This is a genomic window from Stenotrophomonas sp. RIT-551, assembly GCF_026241915.1.
GTDB lineage: Bacteria > Pseudomonadota > Gammaproteobacteria > Xanthomonadales > Xanthomonadaceae > Stenotrophomonas > Stenotrophomonas bentonitica_A.
On record NZ_JAPJIU010000006.1, the window covers coordinates 82229 to 105432 of the forward strand.

Annotated in this window: 21 protein-coding genes; 9 read left to right on the plus strand and 12 right to left on the minus strand. The window is 68.6% G+C overall.

The features are described 5' to 3' along the window. Positions 1–30 precede the first annotated feature (30 nt). From ORK51_RS09410 to ORK51_RS09425, 4 genes are all read right to left on the minus strand, one after another. Positions 31–642 carry a hypothetical protein gene (locus ORK51_RS09410; RefSeq protein ID WP_266084787.1) on the minus strand — a complete coding sequence of 204 codons (612 nt, stop codon included), beginning with the start codon at positions 640–642 and terminating at the stop codon, positions 31–33. Further along, on the minus strand, positions 639–1139 hold the full coding sequence (locus ORK51_RS09415) for an RNA polymerase sigma factor (protein ID WP_266084788.1): 501 nt from the start codon (positions 1137–1139) through the stop codon (positions 639–641). Before ORK51_RS09415 ends, ORK51_RS09410 begins: the two co-directional genes overlap by 4 nt. Before the next feature lie 9 nt (positions 1140–1148). After that, positions 1149–1877, minus strand: coding sequence for a DUF2189 domain-containing protein (locus tag ORK51_RS09420; RefSeq protein WP_266084789.1), 729 nt, complete (start codon positions 1875–1877; stop codon positions 1149–1151). Between the two features lie 159 nt (positions 1878–2036). Beyond that, positions 2037–2519 (minus strand): hypothetical protein, encoded by a 483-nt coding sequence (locus ORK51_RS09425; RefSeq protein ID WP_261997899.1) that lies wholly within the window; start codon positions 2517–2519, stop codon positions 2037–2039. Positions 2520–2690: 171 nt separating this feature from the next. On the opposite strand from ORK51_RS09425, the gene ORK51_RS09430 reads away from it, so the two are divergent. From ORK51_RS09430 to ORK51_RS09440, 3 genes are read left to right on the plus strand one after another with little or no spacing between them, the layout of a single operon-like run. After that, complete coding sequence (locus ORK51_RS09430) at positions 2691–5171, plus strand: DEAD/DEAH box helicase (RefSeq protein WP_266084790.1); 2481 nt, start codon at positions 2691–2693, stop codon at positions 5169–5171. Continuing rightward, the gene (locus ORK51_RS09435; RefSeq protein WP_070426341.1) at positions 5168–6274 is read left to right on the plus strand and encodes a ribonuclease H-like domain-containing protein; all 1107 of its coding nucleotides are present in this window, start codon (positions 5168–5170) and stop codon (positions 6272–6274) included. The genes ORK51_RS09430 and ORK51_RS09435 overlap by 4 nt, the downstream gene beginning before the upstream one ends. 48 nt (positions 6275–6322) lie before the next feature. Beyond that, complete coding sequence (locus ORK51_RS09440) at positions 6323–6658, plus strand: I78 family peptidase inhibitor (protein ID WP_019184941.1); 336 nt, start codon at positions 6323–6325, stop codon at positions 6656–6658. 80 nt (positions 6659–6738) lie between these two features. Here ORK51_RS09440 and ORK51_RS09445 read toward each other — a convergent pair whose 3' ends face one another. Next, entirely contained in the window at positions 6739–8604 is a 1866-nt protein-coding gene (locus ORK51_RS09445; RefSeq protein ID WP_266084791.1) for a M56 family metallopeptidase, read from the minus strand. 3 nt (positions 8605–8607) lie between these two features. Further along, positions 8608–8994, minus strand: coding sequence for a BlaI/MecI/CopY family transcriptional regulator (locus tag ORK51_RS09450; protein WP_019184134.1), 387 nt, complete (start codon positions 8992–8994; stop codon positions 8608–8610). Between the two features lie 318 nt (positions 8995–9312). On the opposite strand from ORK51_RS09450, the gene ORK51_RS17870 reads away from it, so the two are divergent. Then, positions 9313–9504 carry a hypothetical protein gene (locus ORK51_RS17870; protein ID WP_323054016.1) on the plus strand — a complete coding sequence of 64 codons (192 nt, stop codon included), beginning with the start codon at positions 9313–9315 and terminating at the stop codon, positions 9502–9504. Here the strand turns inward: ORK51_RS17870 and ORK51_RS09460 are convergent. Continuing rightward, positions 9461–10582: an SDR family oxidoreductase gene (locus ORK51_RS09460; protein WP_070426338.1), complete on the minus strand. Its 1122-nt coding sequence runs from the start codon at positions 10580–10582 to the stop codon at positions 9461–9463. The two genes, ORK51_RS17870 and ORK51_RS09460, sit on opposite strands and share 44 nt — an antisense overlap. 207 nt (positions 10583–10789) lie before the next feature. Here ORK51_RS09460 and ORK51_RS09465 point away from each other — a divergent pair, with 207 nt between their 5' ends. Further along, positions 10790–11131: a hypothetical protein gene (locus ORK51_RS09465; protein ID WP_019184131.1), complete on the plus strand. Its 342-nt coding sequence runs from the start codon at positions 10790–10792 to the stop codon at positions 11129–11131. A gap of 9 nt (positions 11132–11140) precedes the next feature. Here the strand turns inward: ORK51_RS09465 and ORK51_RS09470 are convergent, their stop codons facing one another. After that, complete coding sequence (locus tag ORK51_RS09470) at positions 11141–12205, minus strand: DNA topoisomerase IB (protein WP_266084792.1); 1065 nt, start codon at positions 12203–12205, stop codon at positions 11141–11143. Between the two features lie 179 nt (positions 12206–12384). Here ORK51_RS09470 and ORK51_RS09475 point away from each other — a divergent pair, with 179 nt between their 5' ends. From ORK51_RS09475 to ORK51_RS09485, 3 genes are all read left to right on the plus strand, one after another. After that, positions 12385–12741, plus strand: a complete 357-nt coding sequence (locus ORK51_RS09475) for an I78 family peptidase inhibitor (protein ID WP_237393594.1) — start codon at positions 12385–12387, stop codon at positions 12739–12741. Positions 12742–12907: 166 nt separating this feature from the next. Then, on the plus strand, positions 12908–17362 hold the full coding sequence (gltB, locus tag ORK51_RS09480) for a glutamate synthase large subunit (RefSeq protein ID WP_266084793.1): 4455 nt from the start codon (positions 12908–12910) through the stop codon (positions 17360–17362). A gap of 127 nt (positions 17363–17489) precedes the next feature. Next, positions 17490–18935: an FAD-dependent oxidoreductase gene (locus tag ORK51_RS09485; RefSeq protein WP_070426335.1), complete on the plus strand. Its 1446-nt coding sequence runs from the start codon at positions 17490–17492 to the stop codon at positions 18933–18935. Positions 18936–19018: 83 nt separating this feature from the next. Here ORK51_RS09485 and ORK51_RS09490 read toward each other — a convergent pair whose 3' ends face one another. Then, a complete protein-coding gene (locus tag ORK51_RS09490) occupies positions 19019–19315 on the minus strand; it encodes a hypothetical protein (protein ID WP_266084794.1) in 297 nt (98 codons plus the stop codon). Between the two features lie 174 nt (positions 19316–19489). Here ORK51_RS09490 and ORK51_RS09495 point away from each other — a divergent pair, with 174 nt between their 5' ends. Beyond that, on the plus strand, positions 19490–20362 hold the full coding sequence (locus ORK51_RS09495) for a methylglyoxal synthase (RefSeq protein WP_019184125.1): 873 nt from the start codon (positions 19490–19492) through the stop codon (positions 20360–20362). Positions 20363–20415: 53 nt separating this feature from the next. On the opposite strand, the gene ORK51_RS09500 is transcribed toward ORK51_RS09495, so the two are convergent. Genes ORK51_RS09500 through ttcA form a run of 3 tightly spaced genes read right to left on the minus strand, consistent with a single transcriptional unit; the run spans position 20416 to position 23129 of the window. Then, on the minus strand, positions 20416–21204 hold the full coding sequence (locus tag ORK51_RS09500; protein WP_070426334.1) for a M48 family metallopeptidase: 789 nt from the start codon (positions 21202–21204) through the stop codon (positions 20416–20418). 57 nt (positions 21205–21261) lie between these two features. After that, positions 21262–22167, minus strand: coding sequence for a recombination-associated protein RdgC (locus ORK51_RS09505; RefSeq protein ID WP_019184123.1), 906 nt, complete (start codon positions 22165–22167; stop codon positions 21262–21264). A 50-nt stretch (positions 22168–22217) separates the two neighbouring features. Continuing rightward, positions 22218–23129, minus strand: a complete 912-nt coding sequence (gene ttcA, locus ORK51_RS09510; protein ID WP_070426333.1) for a tRNA 2-thiocytidine(32) synthetase TtcA — start codon at positions 23127–23129, stop codon at positions 22218–22220. Between the last annotated feature and the right edge of the window lie 75 nt (positions 23130–23204).

A 23204-nucleotide genomic window follows, 5' to 3' on the forward strand; every position in this document is an offset into this window, starting at 1 on the left:
CCCGGGTGGCTGCAATGCCGCCTGCCGAACTCAGTCGACGTCCATCATCTTCTCCATTGAATGCAACCGTTGCAGCCGCTGCCGGTGCCGGCGGCATATCACCCACGCAGCGACAGCAAACACTGCTACGACGAGCGCATTGACGACGATGCTCAAGGCCCACTGCGCAGGCGGTGCAACCTGCACCATCGGCATGCGACCCTGCGCCGTGAGCAATGCCCAGAGCACCATCGCCGTCCACAGCGCCACACTGACCCAGATCGAGACGCGCCAGATGCGAAGCGCAGTGCGTGAGCGCTCTCGTTCGAAGGCCATCAGTGCGCGTGCGTCCAGCGCCTGCGCACGCCATTGACGTCGGCGCTGCCACAGCGTCCAGCCGGTCATGGCGATCACCAATGCCATCAGGAACCACACCAGGCCTGCAGGGACAGGCAATCGCTCGCCCAGTGACAGGGCCCGCACGCAGTTGCCGATCGACAGCACGGCCAGCACGCCCTCAATGCTCCAGGCAACACGCAGGCGGCGGCTCCGGCGATGGACCTCGCGCTCCAGCGCCTGCACATCGGGTGCTGCACTGGGCTGTGCCTGCCAGCGCGTCGCCAACGCATCCCAACCGGTGTTTTCGTCGTCGATCGCATTCATGGCGAAGCTCCCATCAGGTCCCGCAGTTGTCGCCTCGCCCGGCTGAGCCGCTGGGCGACGGCGTTCTCTTCAAGCCCCAGCGCGTCGGAGATTTCGCGGTGTGAGAATCCTTCCAATGCGAGGGACACCACTTGCCGGTAGCCGAGCGGGAGACTGATTACGGCGCTCAACAGCTCATCGCGCTGCTGCTGTGCCTCTGCATGGCGCAGCGGATCGGCGTTCGGATCGGGCCAGCCGTCGTCCAGAACACGGGCCGACAGGCGTTGCTCTATGGCGAGGACGTCAACGGATCGATTGTGGGCGACACGCGCGATGAACGCCCGCAACGAACCTTCGCCCCGCCAGCGCGGGAGCGCCTGCCATACCGCGATACTGACTTCCTGGAGGAGGTCATCGCGGCGGGCGATATCGCGCGTATAGCTGTACGCCAGCCGGCTCAGCATTGGCCAGTGCTCACGGAGGATGGACTGCAGGTCAGCGGAGGTTGGCAGCGGCAAGGTGGTGGCTCAGGCAACGGCGACGGAATCAAATGCATCGCGATAGGCCCAATAGCCCACATATCCCAGTTGTAGCAACGGCAACAGGACCCAGGGCTGGAACACCACGCTGCCCACCAGCAGCATCGACAGCCCCAGGTAGAGCGCAATGGGTCGCCAGGCTGCACCCAGCAGGCGAACGTTCTCGCGCAGAGCCTCCGCCACGCCCACCCGGTCCAGCACCACCCGCGGTATGGTGAAGAACAGCAGCACGCCGGGTAACGTCCCCGCCGCGAAGACGGCGGCCAAATGCAGGCGGGTGAGCTGGGTGACCACAGCAGGGTCTGCTGTTGCCATGCCGAGTGCCACCGACGGCCCGACCCACATCCACACCACGGCCATCTGGAAGGCGAATACCCCCGATGCGAGCAGCGCCACCTGCAACAGACGGCCACGCAGCTGACACATTCTGGCCACGCCTTGCCTCAAACCGAAGCGCCCGTTGCGGACGCGCTGATCGATAACGATCAGGCACCACACCGACGCGATCGGCACCACGAGCTTGGACAGCACCACGCCGGCCACCGGAATGGACAGCTGGAGGACCAGTTCGACCGCCATCGGCACCAGTGCCAGGCCGAACCAGCGCAGCGGCGCGTGCCGATACATCTGCCAGGCCGCGGCGAACCAGTGCCACAGGCGATGGACGGACCAGGTTCTTGCCTGGCGCAACTGCATAACGGTGTCGGGGGTAAGCATGCGGCTCTCCTTGTGGGCGTGCGTCCTGTTGAAGACCGCCGATCCGCGGAAAACCTGACACACCCGCTGCGCTCCCAGGACATCCGCCCTGATCGATCTGCTCGCCATCACGCAGGCTGCCGCGCCTGCGCATACTGGCCGAGCGGCTGCCCTGCCAGATCAGCGCGCCGGCGGCGCCGGGCATCCCCCCTGCTGCACACACACCTGCTGTGCCCGGCGCTGCTCGTCGTCGGTCAACTCCGGCGGTGGGCGGGCGCTCGCGGACTGGATCTGGTCGGGTCCGCCGGTGAGCTTGTTCACACCCTGCGCCGCCGCGGCCAGCCCCTTGTTGATGCCCATCATCAGATAGCCACCGCTCATGCCGACCTGCTCGGGCGAGGGGGGTTCGCTCCAGGTGCGGCTGAAGCGGTTCGGCTGCACCTGCACCGGATTCTTGAAGCGGTACAGATCCAGCGGCTCGTCGTCGGGCCTGAGCGCACGCACCTCGCCCAGCGTGGTGACATCCCCCTGCGTCGGCGCAGGCGGCGGCTCCACGGGGTCGGGTGGCGCCACCTGCTGTGCCTGCACGGCAGCGGCCAGCACCAGGCCGGCCAGCAACGCTGCACCTTGATCTCCACGTAATGCCACAGCGACTCCATCCATGTTGGTTGCGGGCTGGCCTCAAAGCATACGGAGGCCGGCGTCAGGTTTCGTTGATGGCACCTGTCCGGCCGGCGCGGCGGGCACTGAACCATTCACCGGCCCGCATCGCGATGTCTCAGACATTGAGACGCGGTCATGTTTCCATAGCGTCCTTTGCAGACCGTTGTGACCATGGCTTACGAACTCGCCAAGCGGACCGAGGACGCCGAACGCCGCCTCGCCACCACCGATGGGCTGCCCTCGCGCGATGGTGCGCTGCTGACCGCACGCCTGCAGCGCCGCTACAACGACCGCATCACCGGCAGCTTCACGATTCCCGCCCGCGAGGGCCAGTACGCGCCGATCCCGGCCGATGTGCCCGCCGCGCTGGTCAATGCGCTGAAGGCGCGCGGCATTGAGCAGCTCTACAGCCACCAGGCGCAGGCCTGGGAGGCCAGCCAGCGCGGCGAGCACGTGGCCATCGTCACCCCCACCGCCAGCGGCAAGTCGCTGTGCTACACCCTGCCCGTGGTCAGCGCGGCGATGCAGGGCAAGGCCAAGGCGCTGTACCTGTTCCCGACCAAGGCGCTGGCCCAGGACCAGGTGGCCGAGCTGCTGGAGCTCAACCGCGCCGGCGACCTGGGCGTGAAAGCCTTCACCTTCGATGGCGATACGCCAGGCGATGCGCGCCAGGCGATCCGCCTGCACGGCGACATCGTGGTCTCCAACCCGGACATGCTGCACCAGGCGATCCTGCCGCATCACACCAAATGGGCGCAGTTCTTCGAGAACCTGCGCTATGTGGTGATTGATGAGGTACACACCTACCGCGGCGTGTTCGGCAGCCACGTTACCAACGTGCTGCGCCGGCTCAAGCGGATCTGCGCGTTCTACGGGGTGGAGCCGCAGTTCATCCTGTGCTCGGCCACCATCGGCAACCCGCAGGCGCATGCCGAGGCATTGATTGAAGCGCCGGTCACCGCAATCACCGAATCCGGTGCGCCCAGCGGGCCCAAGCACGTGCTGCTGTGGAATCCGCCCGTGGTCAACGCCGATCTCGGCCTGCGTGCGTCCGCCCGCTCGCAGAGCAACCGCATTGCCCGCATCGCGATCAAATCCGGCCTGAAAACGCTGATCTTCGCGCAGAGCCGGTTGATGGTCGAAGTGCTGACCAAGTACCTCAAGGACATCTTCGACCACGACCCGCGCAAGCCGGCCCGCATCCGCGCCTACCGCGGCGGCTACCTGCCCACCGAGCGGCGCGAGACCGAGCGGGCGATGCGCGCCGGGCACATCGACGGCATCGTCAGCACCTCGGCGCTGGAACTGGGCGTGGATATCGGCAGCCTGGACGTGGTGATCCTCAACGGCTATCCGGGCAGCGTCGCCGCGACCTGGCAGCGCTTCGGCCGCGCCGGTCGTCGCCAGCAGCCCGCGCTGGGGGTGATGGTGGCCAGCTCGCAGCCGCTGGACCAGTACGTGGTGCGCCATCCGGACTTCTTCGCCGAGGCCTCGCCCGAGCATGCGCGCATCGCACCGGACCAGCCGCTGATCCTGTTCGACCACATCCGCTGCGCCGCCTTCGAGCTGCCCTTCCTGGCCGGCGATCCGTTCGGGCCGATCGACCCGCTGGTGTTCCTGGAAGCGCTGGCCGAGACCGAGGTCGTGCATCGCGAGGGCGACCGCTGGGAGTGGATCGCCGACAGCTACCCGGCCAATGCGGTCAGCCTGCGCTCGGTCGCCGACGGCAACTTCGTGGTGGTGGACCGCAGCGACGGCAAGCAGCAGATCATCGCCGAGGTGGATTACTCCGCCGCCGCGCTGACGCTGTACGAAGGTGCCATCCACATGGTGCAGTCCACGCCCTACCAGGTGGAGCGGCTGGACTGGGAAGGCCGCAAGGCCTATGTCACGCGTACCCACGTGGACTACTACACCGACAGCATCGACTTCACCAAGCTCAAGGTGCTGGACCGCTTCGATGGCTGCATTGCCGGGCGCGGCGATTCGCACCACGGCGAAGTGCACGTGGTGCGCCGCGTGGCCGGCTACAAGAAGATCCGCTACTACACCCATGAGAACATCGGCTACGGCCCGGTCAATCTGCCCGACCAGGAGCTGCACACCACGGCGGTGTGGTGGCAGTTGCCGCAGGCGCTGCTGCTGACCGCGTTCGACAGCAAGCAGGAAGCGCTGGACGGCTTCCTCGGGGCGGCGTATGCGCTGCACATCGTCGCCACGGTGGCGGTGATGGCCGATGCGCGTGACCTGCAGAAGGCGGTTGGCAATGGCGATGGCACGTGGTTCGCGGTGGCCGACCAGAGTGGCCGCGGGCAGCTGCGGGGCGCCGAGTTCGATGCCAGCGCGATCGAGCTGCAGCAGCAGTTCGTGCCCACGGTGTATCTGTACGACAACTTCCCCGGCGGTGTGGGCCTGAGCGAGCCGCTGTGGCTGCGCCAGGCCGAGCTGCTGCTGCGCGCGCGCGAGCTGGTGCAGGGCTGCGATTGCAAGGCCGGCTGCCCCGCCTGCGTGGGGCCGGTCCTGGCCGGCCAGGAAGACGATGCCACCACGCCCAAGGCACTGGCCCTGAAGGTGCTGGCGCTGTTCGACAGCGCGGCGTTGCCGTCTGCCGCCGAGCGTGAGCGCCAGAGCGCCGAGATGGTCGCCCCGTGAGCCTGAGCCTGGACAAGCTGCGCCTGCTGCGCCGGCAGGCCGGTGATGCAACGCCGGCGCCGGCCCGCGATCCGGCCCTCAACGCCACTGGCCGATCCGGTGCGGCTGACACCATCGCTGCCGGCGGCGCCGCCCCAGCGCCCCTCCCGACCGCCGCCAACGACGCGCGTGCGCGCACGCCCGCGCCCGCCTCCGTGTTCGGCTGGGTGGAGCAGGAAATCCGCCACAAGCCCACCGGTGAGGCCGCACGCGGTACCGCACCGGCAGCGCCTGTCCTCCCGGCGCCCGCGCTGCGCAAGCCCGAGATCGGTGGCCTGCGCCGGCTGCTCGGCCTGCGCGAGCGGAGCCTCAGCACCGCCCACCCGCGCGAGAACGCCAAGGACCGCCATGTACCGGGCGAGGAGATCGCGCCGGGCCTGTTCCTGATCGAGTCGTTCGTCGCCCAGGCCATTCCCACCGAGCCCTTGTCGCTCGCCTTCGCCAAGCGCGAGGGCGAACAGGTGCAGCCACAGGACCTGCTGTTCTTCGATACCGAAACCACTGGCCTGGCCGGCGGCACCGGCACCCGCGCCTTCATGATCGGCGCGGCGGACTGGCACGCCCATCCCGAGCGCGGCGATGGCCTGCGCATCCGCCAGCTGCTGATGACCACGATGGCCGCCGAAACCGCGATGCTGCGCGAGTTCGCCGGGTGGCTGCGGCCAACCACGGTGTTCTCCAGCTACAACGGGCGCTGCTACGACGCCCCGCTGCTCAAGACCCGCTACCGTTTGGCGCGGCAGCGCTGCCCGATTACCCCGCTGGATCACGTGGACCTGCTGTTCCCGACCCGCCGCCGCTATCGCGGCACTTGGGAAAACTGCCGGCTGGCCACGATCGAGCGCCAGCTGCTGCAGATCGTGCGCGAAGACGACCTGCCCGGCTCGGAAGCCCCGGCGGCGTGGTTGAACTACCTGCGCGGGGGCAGCGCGGTGAACCTGCGCCGCGTGGCCGAGCACAACCACCAGGACGTGGTGACCCTGGCGCTGTTGATGCGACGGCTGGTGGCAGAGGAACAGCGTGATCGGGAGACGTTGGCGCTGCAGGCCATTGACGCGGTGTAAAGGCCGGCCCACGGACACTGCGGGTCCTTACCGTGGGAGGACCACCACATGCGTCTGAACCTTCTGTTCGCCCTGGGCTGCGCCCTGCCGCTGGCCGCGTGCAGCCATCCCGGCAAGACGGCGGCGACGCCGGCTGACAGCCCCACCTCCACCGCGCCACCCGCGGTGGCTGGCAGCGCCTCCCAATGCGACCCGGAAAAACTCACCGGCCTGACCGGGCAGACCGCCACCGAGGCGGTGATCCAGAAAGCGGTGAAGGACAGCGGTGCGCGCAACGCCCGCGTGCTCAAGCCGGGCATGGCGATGACGATGGATTTCCGCGAAGACCGGCTCAGCATCGAAGTGGACGCGCAGAACAGGATCGTGCGCGCCAACTGCGGGTGACCGGTTGAACCCTGCCGCGTGCTGCGACTGAAGGCGGCGGCCCGCCATCATCTGCGGGCCGCCGTGCCAGGCAGGCGGGGTCAGTCGCGCAGGCGCTCGGCCTTGCCGCTGGCCAGCGCCTGATCGATGGCCGTGCGGACCTCGCGCACGGCGCGGGCCGAGGCCAGGCTCTGCTGCTGCGCCAGACGCGCCTGTTCGCGGCCCAGTTGCGCCTGCTCGCGTGCCACCAGGGTGATCTGGCGGGCATCCACCGCCTCGGCCGTGGCGACACGGGCCTGGCGTGCTGCCTGGCTGGCGCTGGCTGACGCCGCACGCGCCTGCCGAGCGGCCTGGTTGGCCTCGGCGGCCGCATCCAGGCCGGCCTGGCGGGTGACGTGATTGGCTACCGCCTCGACATCCACCGCCGCCAGAGCGTCTGCGGTGACCTGCATCGAGACCTTGGCCAACTGCTGCCCGATCACGGCCTGGCGGTCGCCCAGTTCAGCCTGTGCGTTGCCCAGCGCGGCCACGTCCGATTGGCTGCGGCTGAGCTGGCTGAGCACGGCAGGATCGCGGATCAGATAGCGCGCCTGGCCACGGCGTACCCACAGCGCCGGCGCGCTGCCGCCCACGTCGCGTCGGGCCTGCTTGAGGTCGGCGACGGACGCATCGACGAAGTTGTCGTCGCCACCCATCAGCACGAAGGCCTGCGCGGGCTGCCGGCTGATGTCGAGCCGGCCGTGGGTGACGTAGGACATGCCGTCGTCCAGATCCTTCGGCGGCTCCGGCGCACGGGGTGCGGCAGGCGCGGCCGGCGGTTCCGGGGCAGACAGCGGTTCCGGCGCGGGAACAGGCTCGGGCGCGGGCAGCGCCGCAGGGGCCGGTCGCGGTGCCGGCGCCGGCAGCGCTGCCGGCGGGGTGGGTGCACTGGGCGCGACCGGTGCCTGGGGCGCGGCCGGCGGCGGCGGCGGTGCAGCCACCAGACGCAGCGGCGCCACGCCGACCACCACGAAACACGCGGTGATCGCCAACGAAGCCACGCGCGGCACGCTGCGGGTCTGCTGCAGGGTCACCAGGCGGCGCTTGAGACTGCGCAGGTTGGGCGAGGCGCTGGCCACGCCCACCGCAGGACGCGGCGCGACACCGAGCTGCACCAGCAGGCGGCCATAGTCATGGCGGCAATGGCCATGCCCGGCCACGACGGCACCATCGCAGGCTTCTTCGCGGGCCAACGCATATTCGCGCGCCGCCACATGCACCAGCGGATGGAAGAAGAACAGATGCTGCGACACCGCCGGCAGCAGGCCCCACCACAGGTCACGGCGCTGCAGATGGATCAGCTCATGGGTCAGCGCCATGTCCAGGTCGTCGGCCGACATCGCCGGCAGCTCGCGCGCCGGCAACAGCAGCACCGGCCGCCACGGACCGATCAACTGCGGCGAGCGGATCTGCGCGGAGAGCTTCAGGCGCGGCGCACGGCGCAGGCCATGGGCTTCGGCAGCCAGCTGCAATGCCTGCTGCAGCCCGGCGTCGGTGCACTCGGTGGCGCTGCGCACCAGCGCGCGGCTGGCGCGGTAGCCCCGCAGACTGTGCGCCACCATCAACAGCACGCCGGCGGCCCACAAGGCCAGCAGCAGCGAGGGCCAGGACCACGCCATCGTCGCCGTCTCGACCGCGGCCGGCGCATAGGCGACCGGGGCCGCCTGCACGGCGGCATCTAACGCGGGCAACGCCACCGCCGGTGCCGTCATGGTGGCCGGTGCGGGCAGCACGGCCAACTCCAGCGGGCTGCTCCACACCAGGCCCAGTACCGCCTGTGCGGCCACCAGCCACCACAGGCGGCAGCGGGTGGCGGCCGGCAGCTGCGGCAGCAGGCGGCACACGCCCCACACCAGCGCCACCAGCACCGCGCTCTGCACGCTGGTCCAGCCCAGCCGCATCAACAGCTCACTCATCATCGTGCCCATGGCTCAGCCCTCCCGCTTGCGTGACTGCAACTGTGCGACCAGCGCTTCCAGCTCGGCCAGTTCCTGATCGCTGACATCCACCTTGTGCGACATGAAGGCAACGAACGGCGAGACCGAGCCCTGCAGCGTCTTCTCCACGAAGCTGGCCACGGCGCCCTGCACCACGCTGTCCTGGCCACTGGTGGTGGCATAGCGGTACACGCCGTCCACCTGCTTGCGACTCAGGTACGACTTGGCGCGCAGGCGCTCCATCATGGTCAGCACGGTCGAGCGTGCCAGCCCGCGCGGCTCCCCGAAGCCGGTGGCGACCTCCCCGACACTGGGGCGGTCCTGTTCCGCGATGTACTGCAGCAGGGCCAGTTCCTGGTCCCCGATGGTCTTGCCGCGCATGGCGCACTCCCTATGACTACACGTGTCGCTACCGTGCCAGTGACTACAGGTGTAGTCAAGTGCCGGATGGCGCGCGCCGACGAACGGTCGTTCGGCCGTCATGTCCCCCGCGCGTGGCCTTAAACCTTTCCGTCCCGGCCCGCATCCAAGCCTTCGAGCTGCGGCATTCCGCCGTGGTCACATAGGTGCTGCTCGCACGGATCATCGCCGCGCAGTCGGCCATGCCGTACGACCGCTACGTGGCGGCGCGCCAGTTCGATGTCGCCGGGATCAACGCCGCCAGCACCCGCCGGATGTGGACCCCGGAACGGCTCAACGATGGCAGTGAGGGCGCTTGGGGCGTTCATTGTCTACCCCGACCAGGGGCTGGCCATCGTGGTGCTGACCAACCTGGTCGGGGCCAACCTGCAGAACTTCATTCCGCAGATCGCCGCGTTCTACGGCGCGGGTGCGCCAGTGCCGACCGTCAGCCGCGCGGCCCGCCCATCACCGGCAGGATCACGCCGCTGATGTAGCTGGCAGTGATCGGCGAGGCGAGGAACACGTACGCCGGCGAGAGCTCTTCCGGCTGCGCCGGTCGGCCCATGTCGCTGTCCTGGCCGAACTCGGCCACGTCCGGCGCCTTCTTGTCGGCGGGATTCAGCGGGGTCCAGACCGGGCCGGGCGCAACCGCATTGACGCGGATGCCGCGCGGCAGCAGCTGGCTGGCCAGCGCCTTGGTGAAGGCATGGATCGCGCCCTTGGTCGCCGAATAGTCCACCAGCGACTTGCTGCCGAACAGGCCGGTTTCCGAGCCGCTGTTGATGATGCAGGCGCCTTCGCCCAGGTGCGGCAGCACCGCGCGCGCCATCTGGATGTAACCGCCGATGTTGGTCTGCAGGGTTTCCTGCAGGTGCTCGTCCTCAAGGTCTTCAAGGCGGTCGCAATGCAGCTGGAAGGCGGCGTTGTTGACCAGGATGTCCACCCCACCGAACGCCTTGACCACCTGCTTGACCGCCTTGTTGCAGAACGCCGGGTCGCGCACGTCGCCGGCGATCACCAGGCAGCGGGCGCCTTCCTTCTCGACGTGCTCGCGGGTGATCTTGGCGTCCTTCTTTTCATCCAGGTGCAGCACGGCGACATCGGCGCCTTCGCGGGCGAACAGCACGGCCACCGCGCGGCCGATGCCGGAATCGGCGCCGGTGATGATGGCGCGCTTGCCCTTGAGCTTGCCGCTGCCTTGGTAATCCGGCGCCAGGAAGCGCGGGGCCAGCTGCATCGCGTGTTCGTTGCCGGGTTTGGCCAACTGTTCGGCAGGCATCTTCTCCGGCTGGCGGCGCGGGCCTGCCTGGGTCGCCTTCTTGGTCGTGGATTTGGCGGCCTTCTTCGCCGCCCGCGCGTCCTTGGCCTTTTCCTGGTCCTGCAGACGGCGCTGGCGGGCCGCCACGCGCGCAGCGCGCGGATCGGTGGCGGCGGCCTTGCGGGTCGCGGTTTTGACGACCGGGGTGCGGGTGCGCGGTTCGGCCGCGGTCGCGGCTGCGTCGGCCGGGCGCGGGCGCTTGCGGGAGGTGGGGGTCTTGGTGGTCTTACGGGTTTTGGCCGTGGCCATGCTCGACTCCTGTTGCCGGATCAGATGCGTGGATCAAACTCGAATGCGCGCCGTGTCGGGGATCCCGTGTCGGCAGTGCGCACCTCCACTATGGTCAACCGGGCGGCCAGGCACGGTGAATGGAGCGTGCCCACACCGTGTAGAGGATTCATCCGCTGCATACGGGCGCCGATGCACCCTGAGCGCAATTCCCATGGAGTGCGTCGCATGCTTCGTTACCTGTCCGCGGCTGTGGCCGTCCTCGCTTTGTCCGCCTGCAGCAGCACCCCCGTCGCGCAGGTCCAGCCGATCGACGGCGTCATTTCCGGCCAGTGCCATATCGACAAGGTCCGCGGTGCGACCGGGCTGGCGGCGTCGGCGGCAACCGTCGAAAGGGCGCGCGTGGACAGCGACAGCCTGGAAGTGATCGTACTGCGCGGTCAGCGCCTGGAAAGCGGCCCGACCGCCAGCGGCGCGGTGCCATCCACCACCGGTGCGGAAAGCGGTGGCGAGCGGCTGACCATCGAAACCGGCAATACCAACAACATCACCGCGATCTATTGCGGCTGATCGCTACGCTCATCCCGCGCGGGTACGCCGGACGGCGCGCCGCGCGGCTTTGAGTACTTTCAGCGTGGCCAGTTCCCACTGGCGCTCGCCACGCAGGCCGGCAAGGGCCTTCAATGAGCCGGCCCGCCAGCCATCGAATACGCAAGGATCGATATACGCCTTGCGGCACACCGACGGTGTGTTGCCCAGCAGGTTGGCGACCTCGCATACCACCTGTTTCTGCAATGCTGCCAGCGCGCGCTCACTGGAGGGTTCGGGCAGCTCGGTCACGGCAAGCTGACGGATCGCCTCCAGCGTGCCGCCCCAGGTGCGGAAGTCCTTGGCGCTGAAATCCTCGCCCATCGCATCGTGCAGATAGTCGTTGACCATGCCCGAGTCCACCGGTTGGACCGCGCCATCGTCATCGCGATACTGGAACAGCGCCTGCCCGGGCAGCTGCTGGCAGCCACGGATCAGCTTGACCAGTTCGCGATCATCCACATCCACCTCATGCGCCTGCCCGGACTTGCCCCGGAAGCGCATCTGCGCCCGGCCGCCCTTGACCAGCGCGAGGTGGCGGTTGCGTAGCGTGGTCAGCCCGTAAGAACGGTTGTCACGTGCATAGACTTCATTGCCAACGCGCACCAGCGTCTGTGCCAGCAGCGCCACCACGATCGCCAGCACCTTGTCGCGTGGGAAGCCGGGCAGCTTCAGATCGCGGCGTAGGCGCCGGCGCAGCGTGGGCAGGGCAGTACCAAAGGCAATGATGCGATCGAACTTGCCATCGCCCCTCACCCGCGCCCAATCCGCGTGGTAACGGTACTGCTTGCGCCCTCGCGCATCGCGGCCGGTGGCCTGCAGATGGCCGTTGGGCAGCGCGCAGATCCACACGTCGGTGTAGGCCGGCGGGATGGCCAGCGCGCGGATCCGGGCCAGGGTGGCCGCATCGCGCACCGCCGCGCCGTCGGCATCGCGGTAGGCGAAGCCCTTGCCGGCCTTGCGGCGGGCGATGCCGGGCAGTTCATCGCTGACGTAACGCAGGCCGGCCTGGCGGGCAGCGGCGGCTTCGGGGGTGACGGTGCGGCTCGGGCTCATGGACGCGACGCGGATCAGGGAAGCGCAGTGTCGCCGCCGCAGGTGCGGCACCGCGTCAATAACGCAACACAAACACCTCACACCGCGCTTGGCGATATCCTCCCCGGTTTACTGGCTCGCTTCCTGGAGTACCGATGTCGTCTTTGTCGTTCCGCCGCCTGCGGCGTTCTTTCGGGCTGATGGCCCTGTTCCCCGCCCTGTTGGTCCTCGGTGCCTGCAGCGCACCGCCCATGGACGAACAGGAAGCGGTCGCCACCGATGCACAGAAGGCCGCCGAAGCGGCTGCCGCGCCGACCGACGAAGCCGGCAAAGCCACCGAAGCCCCGCCGGTCGGCAACTGCGATGCCACCCAGGTGCAGAGCCTGGTCGGCCAGCCCTACACCGACGAGCTCGGCAGCCAGGCCCAGCAGGATGCCGGTGCCAGCAGCCTGCGCGTGCTCAAGCCCAATGACATGACCACGATGGAGTTCATCGGCGAGCGGTTGAACGTGGAAGTGGATGCCAAGAACGTCGTGGCCGGCGTCCGTTGCGGCTGAACAGGCACTGCGGAAACCCCTGAAACACAAGGGTTTGGTTGCGCCTGCAACCGTGTATTGCGGCGTTGCAGCAACTATGCTCTAGTCGAGTCATCCGGTGCCTCCAGATGCGCTCAACGGATTGAGCGGGGACGAGTGTCGCCGCTCACCCGACATTGAGGCAGAGATGGCCCCCCGCAACCGCCAAGGGCTTTACGACCCGCAAGATGAGCGAGATGCCTGTGGTTTCGGCATGGTCGCCCAGCTCGACGACCAGCCGTCCCGACTGCTGGTCGACACCGCTATCGCCGCGCTATCGCGCATGACCCACCGCGGCGGCGTCGCCGCCGACGGTGTCACCGGTGACGGCTGCGGCCTGTTGCTGCGCCGTCCCGACGTGTTTCTCAACGCGCTCGCCGCCGAGGCTGGCCTCACCCTTGGCGCGCGGTTCGCCGCCGGCGTGGTGTTCCTGCCGCACGACCCCACCGCCGCACAGACCTGCCGCGACACGCTGGAACAGCAGCTGCGCGACGCCGGCTGCCAGCCGGTCGGCTGGCGCGTGGTGCCCACCGACCCCAGCGTCTGCGGCCAGCTCGCCCGCGACACGCTGCCGCATATCGAACAGGTGTTCGTCGATGCCGGTGCCACGCAGGACGAGGCTGCCTTCACCCTGGCCCTGTTCCTGGCCCGCCGCCGCAGCGAACAGCAGCTGCGCGACCACGCCGATTACTACGTCACCACGCTCAGCCCGAATGCGATCAGCTACAAGGGCATGGTGCTGCCGGACAAGCTCAGCCGCTTCTACGTGGACCTGCAGCGCAACGACCTGGCCTCCAGTGCGATCGTGTTCCACCAGCGCTTCTCCACCAACACGCTGCCGCGCTGGCCGCTTGCGCATCCGTTCCGGATGCTCGCGCACAATGGCGAGATCAACACCATCGAGGGCAACCGCCGCTGGGCCCAGGCGCGCAGCAAGGTGTGGAAGACCCCGCGCTTCGATATCGCCGAGTTCGATCCGGTGATCTCCATGCACGGCTCGGATTCGCAGAGCCTGGACAACATGCTCGAGCTGATGGTCAGCGCCGGCATGGAACTGATCCAGGCACTGCGCATCCTGGTGCCGCCGGCGACCCAGTCGCTGGAGTTCAAGGATCCCGACCTGGCCGCCTTCTACGAGTTCTACGGGCTCAACAGCGAGCCGTGGGATGGCCCGGCCGGCATCGTGGCCTGCGACGGTCGCTATGCCGCCTGTACCTTGGACCGCAACGGCCTGCGCCCGGCGCGCTGGATGCTCACCTCCGACCGCCACTTCCTGGTCGCCTCCGAAGCGGGCGTGTGGGAAGTGCCGGCCGAGCGCGTGGTGCGCAAGGGCAAGCTGGGGCCGGGCGAGATGATGGCCATCGACCTCAAGCGCGGTGACCTGCTCGACTCGGACGCCATCGACCGCATCAACCGTGGCCGCGCGCCGTACAAGCAGTGGCTGCAGCAGGGCGTGACCTACCTGCAGACCGAGCTGATCGATCCGTCGCTGGTGGAAGAGCCCTTCGACGAGCGCACCCTGCGCAGCTACCACAAGCTGTTCCAGCTCAGCACCGAGGAAGTCGAGCAGATCCTGCGCCCGCTGGCCGAGACCGAGCAGGAAGCCACCGGCTCGATGGGCGATGACACCCCGATGGCGGTGCTGAGCCAGCACAGCCGTCCGCTCTATGATTATTTCCGCCAGGCGTTCGCGCAGGTCACCAACCCGCCGATCGATCCGCTGCGCGAAGACTGCGTCATGTCGCTGTCCACCCAGCTCGGCAAGGAGACCAACATCTTCCATGCCGGTGCGGAGACGGTGAACCACGTCATCCTCAATTCGCCGGTGCTCAGCCAGCGCAAGCTGCGCCAGCTGATCAAGATGGAGCAGTACGCCGACAAGAACCGGCTGATCGATCTGTCCTACAGCCTGGACGAGGGCCTGAAGGCCGGCATCGAGCGCATCTGCGCCGAGGCTGAAACGGCTGCACGCGAAGGCATCGTCATGCTGCTGCTGAGCGACCGTTATCCGGTGGCCGACCGGCCGATGGTGCATGCCCTGCTGGCCACCAGCGCGGTGCATCACCACCTCTCCAACGCCGGGCTGCGCTGCGACGTCAACCTGATCCTGGAAACCGGCACCGCGCGCGATGCGCACCACATGGCCTGCCTGCTCGGCTTCGGTGCCACCGCGGTGTATCCGTACCTGGCCTACCAGACCCTGTTCGACCTGGGCCGGCGCGGCATCCTGCAGCTGAGCAAGGGCGGCGAGCAGTCGCAGATCGGCCGCCGCTACCGCAAGGGCATCTACAAGGGCCTGTCCAAGATCATCTCCAAGATGGGCATCTGTACCGTGGCCAGCTACCGCGGCGCGCAGCTGTTCGAGATCGTCGGGCTGGATGACGAGGTCGTGGACCTGTGCTTCCCGGACACCGCCTCGCGCGTGGCCGGCGTCGGCTTCGCCCGTCTGGACGATGAAGCGCGCGAGCTCACCGTGCGTGCCTGGAACGACCTGCTGCGCCCGGATGTGGGCGGCGTGCTGAAGTACGTGCACGGCGGCGAATACCACATGTACAACCCGGACGTGGTCATGACCCTGCAGCGCGCCGCGCGCAGTGGCGATGCCGCGGACTGGCAGCGTTACTGCGAAGCCGTGCATGGCCGGCCGGTGTCGGCGCTGCGCGACCTGCTGCAGCTCAAGGCCGCGCCCACGCCCACCCCGCTGGACCAGGTGGCCCCGGCCGAAGACCTGTTCCGCCGCTTCGACACCGCCGCCATCAGCCTGGGCGCGCTGTCGCCCGAGGCGCATGAAGCGCTGGCGATCGCGATGAATCGCCTTGGCGGGCGCAGCAACTCCGGCGAAGGCGGCGAAGACCCGGTGCGCTACGGCACCGAGAAGCGCAGCAAGATCAAGCAGGTGGCCTCGGGCCGCTTCGGCGTCACCGCCGAGTACCTGGTCAACGCCGAAGTACTGCAGATCAAGGTCGCGCAGGGTGCCAAGCCCGGCGAAGGCGGCCAGCTGCCCGGGCACAAGGTCAACGAACTGATCGCGCGGCTGCGCTATGCCAAGCCGGGCATCGGCCTGATCTCGCCGCCACCGCACCACGACATCTACTCCATCGAAGATCTGGCCCAGCTGATCTATGACCTCAAGCAGGTCAACCCCACCGCGCTGGTCTCGGTGAAGCTGGTCAGTCATGCGGGCGTGGGCACCATTGCTGCTGGCGTGGTCAAGGCCGGCGCCGATCTGATCACCGTGTCCGGCCATGACGGCGGCACCGGGGCCAGCCCGGTCAGTTCGATCCGCTATGCCGGCGTGCCGTGGGAACTGGGTGTGGCCGAATCGCACCAGGCACTGGTGGCCAACGACCTGCGCGGGCGTACCCTGTTGCAGACCGATGGTGGCCTGAAGACCGGACTGGACGTGATCAAGGCCGCGCTGCTGGGCGCGGACAGCTTCGGCTTCGGCACCGCGCCGATGATCGTGCTGGGCTGCAAGTACCTGCGCATCTGCCACCTCAACAACTGCGCCACCGGCGTGGCCACCCAGGACGAGCGCCTGCGCGCGCAGTACTTCACCGGCCTGCCCGAGCGCGTGGAGAACTTCTTCCGCCTGCTGGCCGAGGAAGTGCGGGGCTGGTTGTCCTACCTGGGCGTGCGCTCGCTGGACGAGATCGTCGGCCGCACCGACCTGCTGCAGCAGCTGGACGTCTCGCCGCGCCCGGGCGTCAAGGTGGATCTGTCGCGCCTGCTCAACCCGGCCGAGTACGCCGGCAGCCACTGCGCCGCGCAGCGCCTGTACGAATCGCCGGACAGCCTGGCCACGCAGATGGATGGCCTGCTGGCCCCGGCGATCGCCGGCAAGCTCGGCGGCGAACACCGCTTCCTGATCCACAACACCGACCGCTCGATCGGCACCCGCCTGTCCGGCGAGATCGCGCGCACGCACGGCAACCAGGGCATGGCCGATGCACCGCTGACGCTGCGCTTCCGTGGCACCGCCGGGCAGAGCTTCGGCGCGTTCAACGTCGGTGGCCTGCAGCTGGAAGTGGAAGGCGAAGCCAACGACTACGTCGGCAAGGGCATGGCCGGCGGCCGCCTGGTGGTGCGTCCGCCGCGTGGCGCACGCTTCGAGGCGCGCAACACCGCGATCATCGGCAACACCTGCCTGTACGGCGCCACCGGCGGCGAGCTGTTCGCCGCGGGCCGTGCCGGCGAGCGCTTTGGCGTGCGCAACTCCGGCGCGCTGGCGGTGATCGAAGGCGCCGGCGACCACTGCTGCGAATACATGACCGACGGCATCGTGCTGGTACTGGGCAAGGTCGGGCTCAACTTCGGCGCCGGCTTCACCGGCGGCCTGGCCTACGTGCTGGATATCGACCGTGATTTCGTGGACCGCTACAACCACGAGCTGATCGACATCCACCGCATTTCCGCCGAGGGCTTCGAGAACCATCGCCAGCACCTGCATACGCTGATCAGCCGCCACCGCGAACTGACCGGCAGCATCTGGGCGCAGCAGATCCTCGACGAGTTCCGCGATTACGTGGGCAAGTTCTGGCTGGTCAAACCCAAGGCCGCCAGCATCGAATCGCTGACCGACTCGCTGCGCCGCGCCGCCTGACCGGGGTCAAGGCGCCGGCCCCACGCCGGCGCCGCACATCCCACCGCTGTAGCGCCGGCCGCTGGCCGGCAACCTCACATTGCAGTGCCGGCCGCTGGCCGGCAACTCATCACCGCAGGGCCCACCCATGAGCCGCAAGCAAGCTTTCCAGTTCCTTGATCTGCCCCGGACGATGCCACAGCGCATTCCGGTCGAGCTGCGCACCTCCGGCGACTGGGGCGAGCTGTATGGCAAGTTCGGCAAGGAAGACGCGCAGTTCCAGGCCGGCCGTTGCCTGGATTGCGGCAACCCGTACTGCAGCTGGAAGTGCCCGGTGCACAACGCGATCCCGCAGTGGCTGCAGCTGGTGCAGGAGAACCGCATCCACGAAGCGGCCACGCTGTGCCACTCGACCAATCCGCTGCCGGAAGTGTGTGGCCGGGTGTGCCCGCAGGACCGCCTGTGCGAGGGCAGCTGCACGCTGGAGGAATTCGGCGCGGTCACCATCGGCGCGGTCGAGAAATACATCGTGGATACCGCGCTGGCCACCGGCTGGCGCCCGGACATGAGCGCGGTGGAAGCCACCGGCAAGCGCGTGGCGGTGATCGGTGCCGGCCCGGCCGGGCTGGCGTGTGCCGACAAGCTGGCGCATGCCGGCATCCAGGCGGTGGTGTATGACCGCTACGAACAGATCGGTGGGTTGCTGCAGTTCGGCATCCCCAGTTTCAAGCTGGACAAATCGGTGATCAGCCGCCGCCGCAACGTGCTTGAAGGCATGGGCGTGCAGTTCCGCCTCGGCGTGGAGATCGGCCGCGATGTGAGCATCGATGACCTGCTGGCCGAGTACGACGCGGTGTTCGTCGGCACCGGTGCCTACCGCTATACCGATGGTGGCCTGCTCGGCCAGGACCTCAAAGGCGTGCTGCCGGCGCTGCCGTTCCTGGTGCAGAACAGCCGCATCGTCAGTGGCAGCGACGCACACGGCCGGCCGATCGCCGGCTGGGAAGACCAGATCGCCCTGCCCGACCTGGAAGGCAAGCGCGTGGTCGTACTCGGCGGCGGCGACACCGGCATGGACTGCGTGCGCAGCGCGATCCGCCTGGGTGCGGCCAAGGTGACCTGTGCCTACCGCCGCGACGAGGCCAACATGCCCGGCTCGGCGCGCGAAGTGGCCAACGCCCGCGAGGAAGGCGTGCGCTTCCTGTTCAACCGCCAGCCGCTCTCGATCGAGGCCGGCGCGGACGATGAAGTGATCGGCGTGATGGTGGTGGAAACGCATCTGGACGAACCGGATGCACAGGGCCGCCGCAACGCGGTGCCGATCGCCGGCAGCGAATCGCTGCTGGAAGCGGACGTGGTGATCATCGCCTTCGGCTTCTCGCCGAGTGCGCCGGGCTGGTTGACCGAGCAGGGGGTGGAGGCAGGCAACAACGGCCGCATCGTGGCCGGTGGCAGTGGTCGCCTGCCGTTCCAGACCGCCCACCCGCGCCTGTTCGCCGGTGGCGATGCAGTGCGCGGCGCGGACCTGGTGGTGACGGCCGTGGCCGAGGGCCGCGACGCGGCTGGCAGCATCGTGCAGCTGCTCTCGGCGTAACGGCGCCGTTGCGATGCCGGGGTGAGGCGAGGCCGGGCGCGTCGCCTCGCGCCCGGGCCCTCACGTACTGCGCGTGCGGCCGCTCAGGCGGCGCGCGATACCGCCGGTACCGGCGTCCGACGCACGCCGGCGCGCTCGATCTCCAGTGCCATCAGCAGCTCGATGTTGTCCAGCTGGTCGCGGATGCGGCGGTTGCTGACCACATCATCGTGGCCGCGGCCCATGTGCGCATCGAGCATGCGCGCCAGCCCGGCCAGCAGCACCTCGGCATCGGCCTGGGGCGCCTCGCGCAGCACCGTGGCCAGCGCGCGGATGCGGCGGCCCGTCTCCGAGGCGGCTGGCGAAGATGAGGAGACGGCGGGGGAAGGGGGGAAGGTCATGGCAGGGGGTTTCCTGATTGACGGACGACCACCACTGTCGGATACGGCCCCTCCCGAGACCATGCAACAACTACGAAAACGCGTGAAGACGCGTGATCTCCATCACTGTTCAACGCTTGCTTCCCCGCAACCTGGGCGGATTACACTGGCGCGGTCTTTCTCTGGACTGCCCTCATGCGCATCGGCCTGGCCGCGAACCGCCTGCACCACCACGACAAGCACGCCGCGTTGTTCCGCTGGCTGCGCGCCAGCGATACGGGCCTGCGCGAACTGGGCGTCGAGCTGCATGCGGTCGGGCGCACCTTCGATGCGATCCAGCGGCTGGGCTTCCTGCAGGACTTCGCGCCGCTGCGCCGCTACCCGAATGGGCGCGAGGGCGGCCTGATGAAGCTGGTCGCCGAGGTGGTGGGCATGGGCACGCCGGAGCGCACCCTGGACGGTGCCATCTATCTGATGGACCCGGTCGACCCCTCCTCGGTCTTTCCCGAAGCGACCGCGCTCAAGCGCCAGTGCGTGATCCACGGCAAACCCTTCATCTCCACCGTCGCCACCGCGCGCGACTGGGTGGAAGTCGAGCGCCTGCACGCCGGCCTCGCGCCGGACCCGGGCGCCGATGATCTGCACGCTTTCGAGCAGCACACACTGGCCTTGATCGCGCACGACGCGATGAAGCCGGCGATGCTGGCCTTCGCCGACGAGCATTTCCAGGTGCTGTCACGCTTCCGCAACCGGGTCGGCACCGGCACTACCGGCCAGCGCCTCAATGAACTGGCGTGGAGCCGCGGCTGGCCACAGGGCGAGGAATGGGTGACGCGCTACCAGAGCGGCCCGATGGGCGGTGATGCGCAGATCGCCGACCGCGTGCTGGAAGGCCATTGCCAGCGCGCGATCTTCTTCGAGGACCCGCACGTGGCCCGCCAGCACGAAGCCGACATCCAGCTGCTGGAGCGCGCGGTCACCACCGTAACCGACCAGGCCGTGTGCATCACCGCGCCGCGCGTGGCGGCGCGCTGGGCGCAGGCGGCCGCGTTGCGGATGGGGAACTGACGAACCACCGCGTCGGTAGTGCCGGCCGTTGGGAGCACGCGTTGCCGCCGCCGTTACGGTGTCGGGGTCAGCAGCTGCCGCAGCGTGGCCTTGAGGCGGCGCCCTTCGAGCTGGAAGTAGTCCCGCTCGGCATGCCACGCCGGGAAGCGTTTCTCCACCTCGGCCCAGAACGCCGGCGAGTGATTGGCCTGGATCAGGTGGCAGAGCTCGTGCACCAGCACGTACTCGAACGCCGAAGGCCGCCCCAGCACCAGGGCCAGATCCAGCGCCATGCTGCCGTCCGGCGCCAGCGAGCCCCATTGCGAGGACATCACCTTCAGCCGCAGCCGCGCCGGTGCACGTGGCAGGCCTGGCAGGTAGCGCGGCAGCCACTGGCCGACGTCGGCACGCGTCTGTGCTTCATAGAACTCACGCAGGGTGCGGCGCAGGGTGGCGTCGGTCCCGCGCGCGGGCCAGTGCAGGCAGGCTCCGCGCTCGTCCACGCGCAGCGTGGCGTAGCGGCCGGCTTCCCAGCGCAGCGGCAGCAGTTCGCCGCGCAACGGCAGCACGCCCGGCTCGCCGATCACCAGCGGTGGCGGGAGGTTGGTGGCCTGGTAGCCGCGCAGCTGTTCGGACAACCAGCCGCGATGCTGCTCGAGGAAACGCTCGCCCATCACCAGGCTGGCGCGCGGCGGCAGGGTCAGCCGGACACCGCGCTCATCGACACTCAGCTTGATCCGGCGCGCCCGCGGATCGCGCACCCGCAGCACGTCGATCTCGGCATCCTCCAGGCGCAGCCGTACCGTATCGCGCTGCAGCGTGCTGACAGCCGGCGAAATCAGGCGGCGGAGGAATCCGGACATGGGTACAGCATAGCGCCGGCCGTGACCGGCGCATGACTGGGGACTGATCGGTACCGGTCAGTCCGCCTTGCTCAGCTTGAAGGCCTCTTCCAGCAGCAGGAACAGGCGGCGCACTTCACCGCTCTGCAGGGCGAAACGGGCGTCCAGTTCGGCGCGGCGGCCGTCATCGTCGGCATGCTCGAGCTGGTCCAGCGCGCCATCCAGGAATTTCAGCTTGCGCACGATCAGGTCGTCGCCCAGCACAAAGGACAGGTTGTCCTCGAACACCAGGGCCAGCTTGGTCACCTGCTTGCCGGCGTCCAGATGCTTGTCGATCTCGTCGCAGCGCAGTTCCTGGTGCTGGCACTTGACCACGGCCCCGCCCTCGGCGGGATCCTTCATCTCGCACTCTTCGCCCAGGCTCAGCCCGGTGGGCAGCGGCTCACCGGCGATCCAGCCGGTCAGGATCGAGCGCGGGGCGACTTCGGCATTCAACGGCATCGCCGGGAAGCTGCCGAGCAGGCCACGGATGTCGGACATCATGTTCTCGCCCTTCTTGCTGCTCGAGCAGTCCACCGCCACGTAGCCGTGGGTCAGGTCGATCAGCGCGTCGGTACGCGAGCTCTTCACGAAGGCGCGCGGCATCAGTTCGTGCAGCAGGTCGTCCTTCATGCGCTTGCGCTCGCGGCCGCCGGGCTTGCGGCCTTCCTTCTCTTCGATCTCCTCGAGCTTGCGGGCCAGCAGATCATTGACCACCGCGCCCGGCAGGATCTTGTCCTCACCACCAACGGTCAGCCACAGCGCATCGCCGACACGGTGCGAGAACACGGCTTTTTCTTCACGGCCGAACGGCGAGATGAAGCCGCGCGAATTCATTTCAAGCGGACCGACCGGCTTGAGCAGCACCTGCGGCAGCAGGGTGTCCACGTCGGAAAAATCGGTGGCGGTCGGGAAGCGGAACAGCGTCAGGTTGCGAAAGAACATGGACGTCCAGGGTAAGAGCGTGAAAGGAAGGGCAGGCGCACCGGCGTGGCTCAGGCCGGGCCGGGGGCGTGCCCGGGGTCGTGGGCAGTGCCGGCCCAGGCCGGCGGGTCGGGCAACGGGGCGGCCGCAGCGCGCCCCAATGCCATGAAATCAAACAGCGCCGGATCGGCCAGCTGCGACGGATGGATGTTGCCCAGCGCGCGTGCGATCTGGTCGATGCGGCCGGGCTGGTCGCGCTCCCACTGCTGCAGCATCTGCTCCACCTGGCGGCGCTGCAGGGTGTCCTGGCTGCCACACAGGGTGCACGGAATGATCGGGAACGCGCGCGCCTGCGCGTAGGCGCTGATATCCGCTTCGCTCACATAGGCGAGCGGGCGGATCACGATGTGCTGGCCGTCGTCGCTGCGCAGCTTGGGCGGCATCGCCGAGAGCTTGGCGTGGTGGAACAGGTTGAGAAAGAACGTGGCCACGCTGTCGTCGCGGTGGTGGCCCAGCGCGATCTTGGTGAAGCCGTGTTCGGCCGCGTGCCGGTACAGCGCGCCACGGCGCAGGCGCGAGCACAGCGAACACATCGTGCGGCCTTCCGGGATCACCCGGCTGACCACCGAATAGGTGTCCTGCTCGATGATCTGGAACGGCACGCCGATCGAGGCCAGATACGTCGGCAGCACCTGCTCGGGAAAGCCCGGCTGCTTCTGGTCCAGGTTCACCGCGACCAGTTCGAACGGCACCGGCGCTTTTTTCTGCAGCTGCAGCAGGATGTCAAGCAGGGTGTAACTGTCCTTGCCACCGGACAGGCACACCATCACCTTGTCGCCGGCCTCGATCATGCCGAAGTCGGCGATCGCCTGGCCCACCTGGCGCCGCAGCTGCCGTGCCAGGCGGTCCTGCACGCCGCCGGGCGCGCGCGGATCGCGGGCGCGCGGAACGGGATCGGGCAGACGGATGACAGCAGCGCTCATCCCTTCATTCTACCGGCTGGGGCGCACCCTCACAGGGGCCGGGAAGTGACTGCGTTCACTCCCGGCGGTCACCGC

Excerpts from the sequence above, each read along its gene's own strand:
- ORK51_RS09420 (WP_266084789.1), bottom strand. The coding sequence starts at position 1,877 with ATGCTTACCCCCGACACCGTTATGCAGTTGCGCCAGGCAAGAACCTGG.
- ORK51_RS09470 (WP_266084792.1), bottom strand. The coding sequence starts at position 12,205 with ATGAGCCCGAGCCGCACCGTCACCCCCGAAGCCGCCGCTGCCCGCCAG.
- ORK51_RS09440 (WP_019184941.1), top strand. The coding sequence starts at position 6,323 with ATGCGTCTGAACCTTCTGTTCGCCCTGGGCTGCGCCCTGCCGCTGGCC.
- ORK51_RS17870 (WP_323054016.1), top strand. The coding sequence starts at position 9,313 with ATGGCAGTGAGGGCGCTTGGGGCGTTCATTGTCTACCCCGACCAGGGG.
- ORK51_RS09425 (WP_261997899.1), bottom strand. The coding sequence starts at position 2,519 with ATGGATGGAGTCGCTGTGGCATTACGTGGAGATCAAGGTGCAGCGTTG.
- ORK51_RS09430 (WP_266084790.1), top strand. The coding sequence starts at position 2,691 with ATGGCTTACGAACTCGCCAAGCGGACCGAGGACGCCGAACGCCGCCTC.
- ORK51_RS09460 (WP_070426338.1), bottom strand. The coding sequence starts at position 10,582 with ATGGCCACGGCCAAAACCCGTAAGACCACCAAGACCCCCACCTCCCGC.
- ORK51_RS09465 (WP_019184131.1), top strand. The coding sequence starts at position 10,790 with ATGCTTCGTTACCTGTCCGCGGCTGTGGCCGTCCTCGCTTTGTCCGCC.
- ORK51_RS09485 (WP_070426335.1), top strand. The coding sequence starts at position 17,490 with ATGAGCCGCAAGCAAGCTTTCCAGTTCCTTGATCTGCCCCGGACGATG.
- ORK51_RS09495 (WP_019184125.1), top strand. The coding sequence starts at position 19,490 with ATGCGCATCGGCCTGGCCGCGAACCGCCTGCACCACCACGACAAGCAC.
- ORK51_RS09475 (WP_237393594.1), top strand. The coding sequence starts at position 12,385 with ATGGCCCTGTTCCCCGCCCTGTTGGTCCTCGGTGCCTGCAGCGCACCG.
- ORK51_RS09410 (WP_266084787.1), bottom strand. The coding sequence starts at position 642 with ATGAATGCGATCGACGACGAAAACACCGGTTGGGATGCGTTGGCGACG.
- ORK51_RS09500 (WP_070426334.1), bottom strand. The coding sequence starts at position 21,204 with ATGTCCGGATTCCTCCGCCGCCTGATTTCGCCGGCTGTCAGCACGCTG.
- ORK51_RS09445 (WP_266084791.1), bottom strand. The coding sequence starts at position 8,604 with ATGGGCACGATGATGAGTGAGCTGTTGATGCGGCTGGGCTGGACCAGC.
- ORK51_RS09450 (WP_019184134.1), bottom strand. The coding sequence starts at position 8,994 with ATGCGCGGCAAGACCATCGGGGACCAGGAACTGGCCCTGCTGCAGTAC.
- ORK51_RS09490 (WP_266084794.1), bottom strand. The coding sequence starts at position 19,315 with ATGACCTTCCCCCCTTCCCCCGCCGTCTCCTCATCTTCGCCAGCCGCC.
- ORK51_RS09505 (WP_019184123.1), bottom strand. The coding sequence starts at position 22,167 with ATGTTCTTTCGCAACCTGACGCTGTTCCGCTTCCCGACCGCCACCGAT.
- ttcA (WP_070426333.1), bottom strand. The coding sequence starts at position 23,129 with ATGAGCGCTGCTGTCATCCGTCTGCCCGATCCCGTTCCGCGCGCCCGC.
- gltB (WP_266084793.1), top strand. The coding sequence starts at position 12,908 with ATGGCCCCCCGCAACCGCCAAGGGCTTTACGACCCGCAAGATGAGCGA.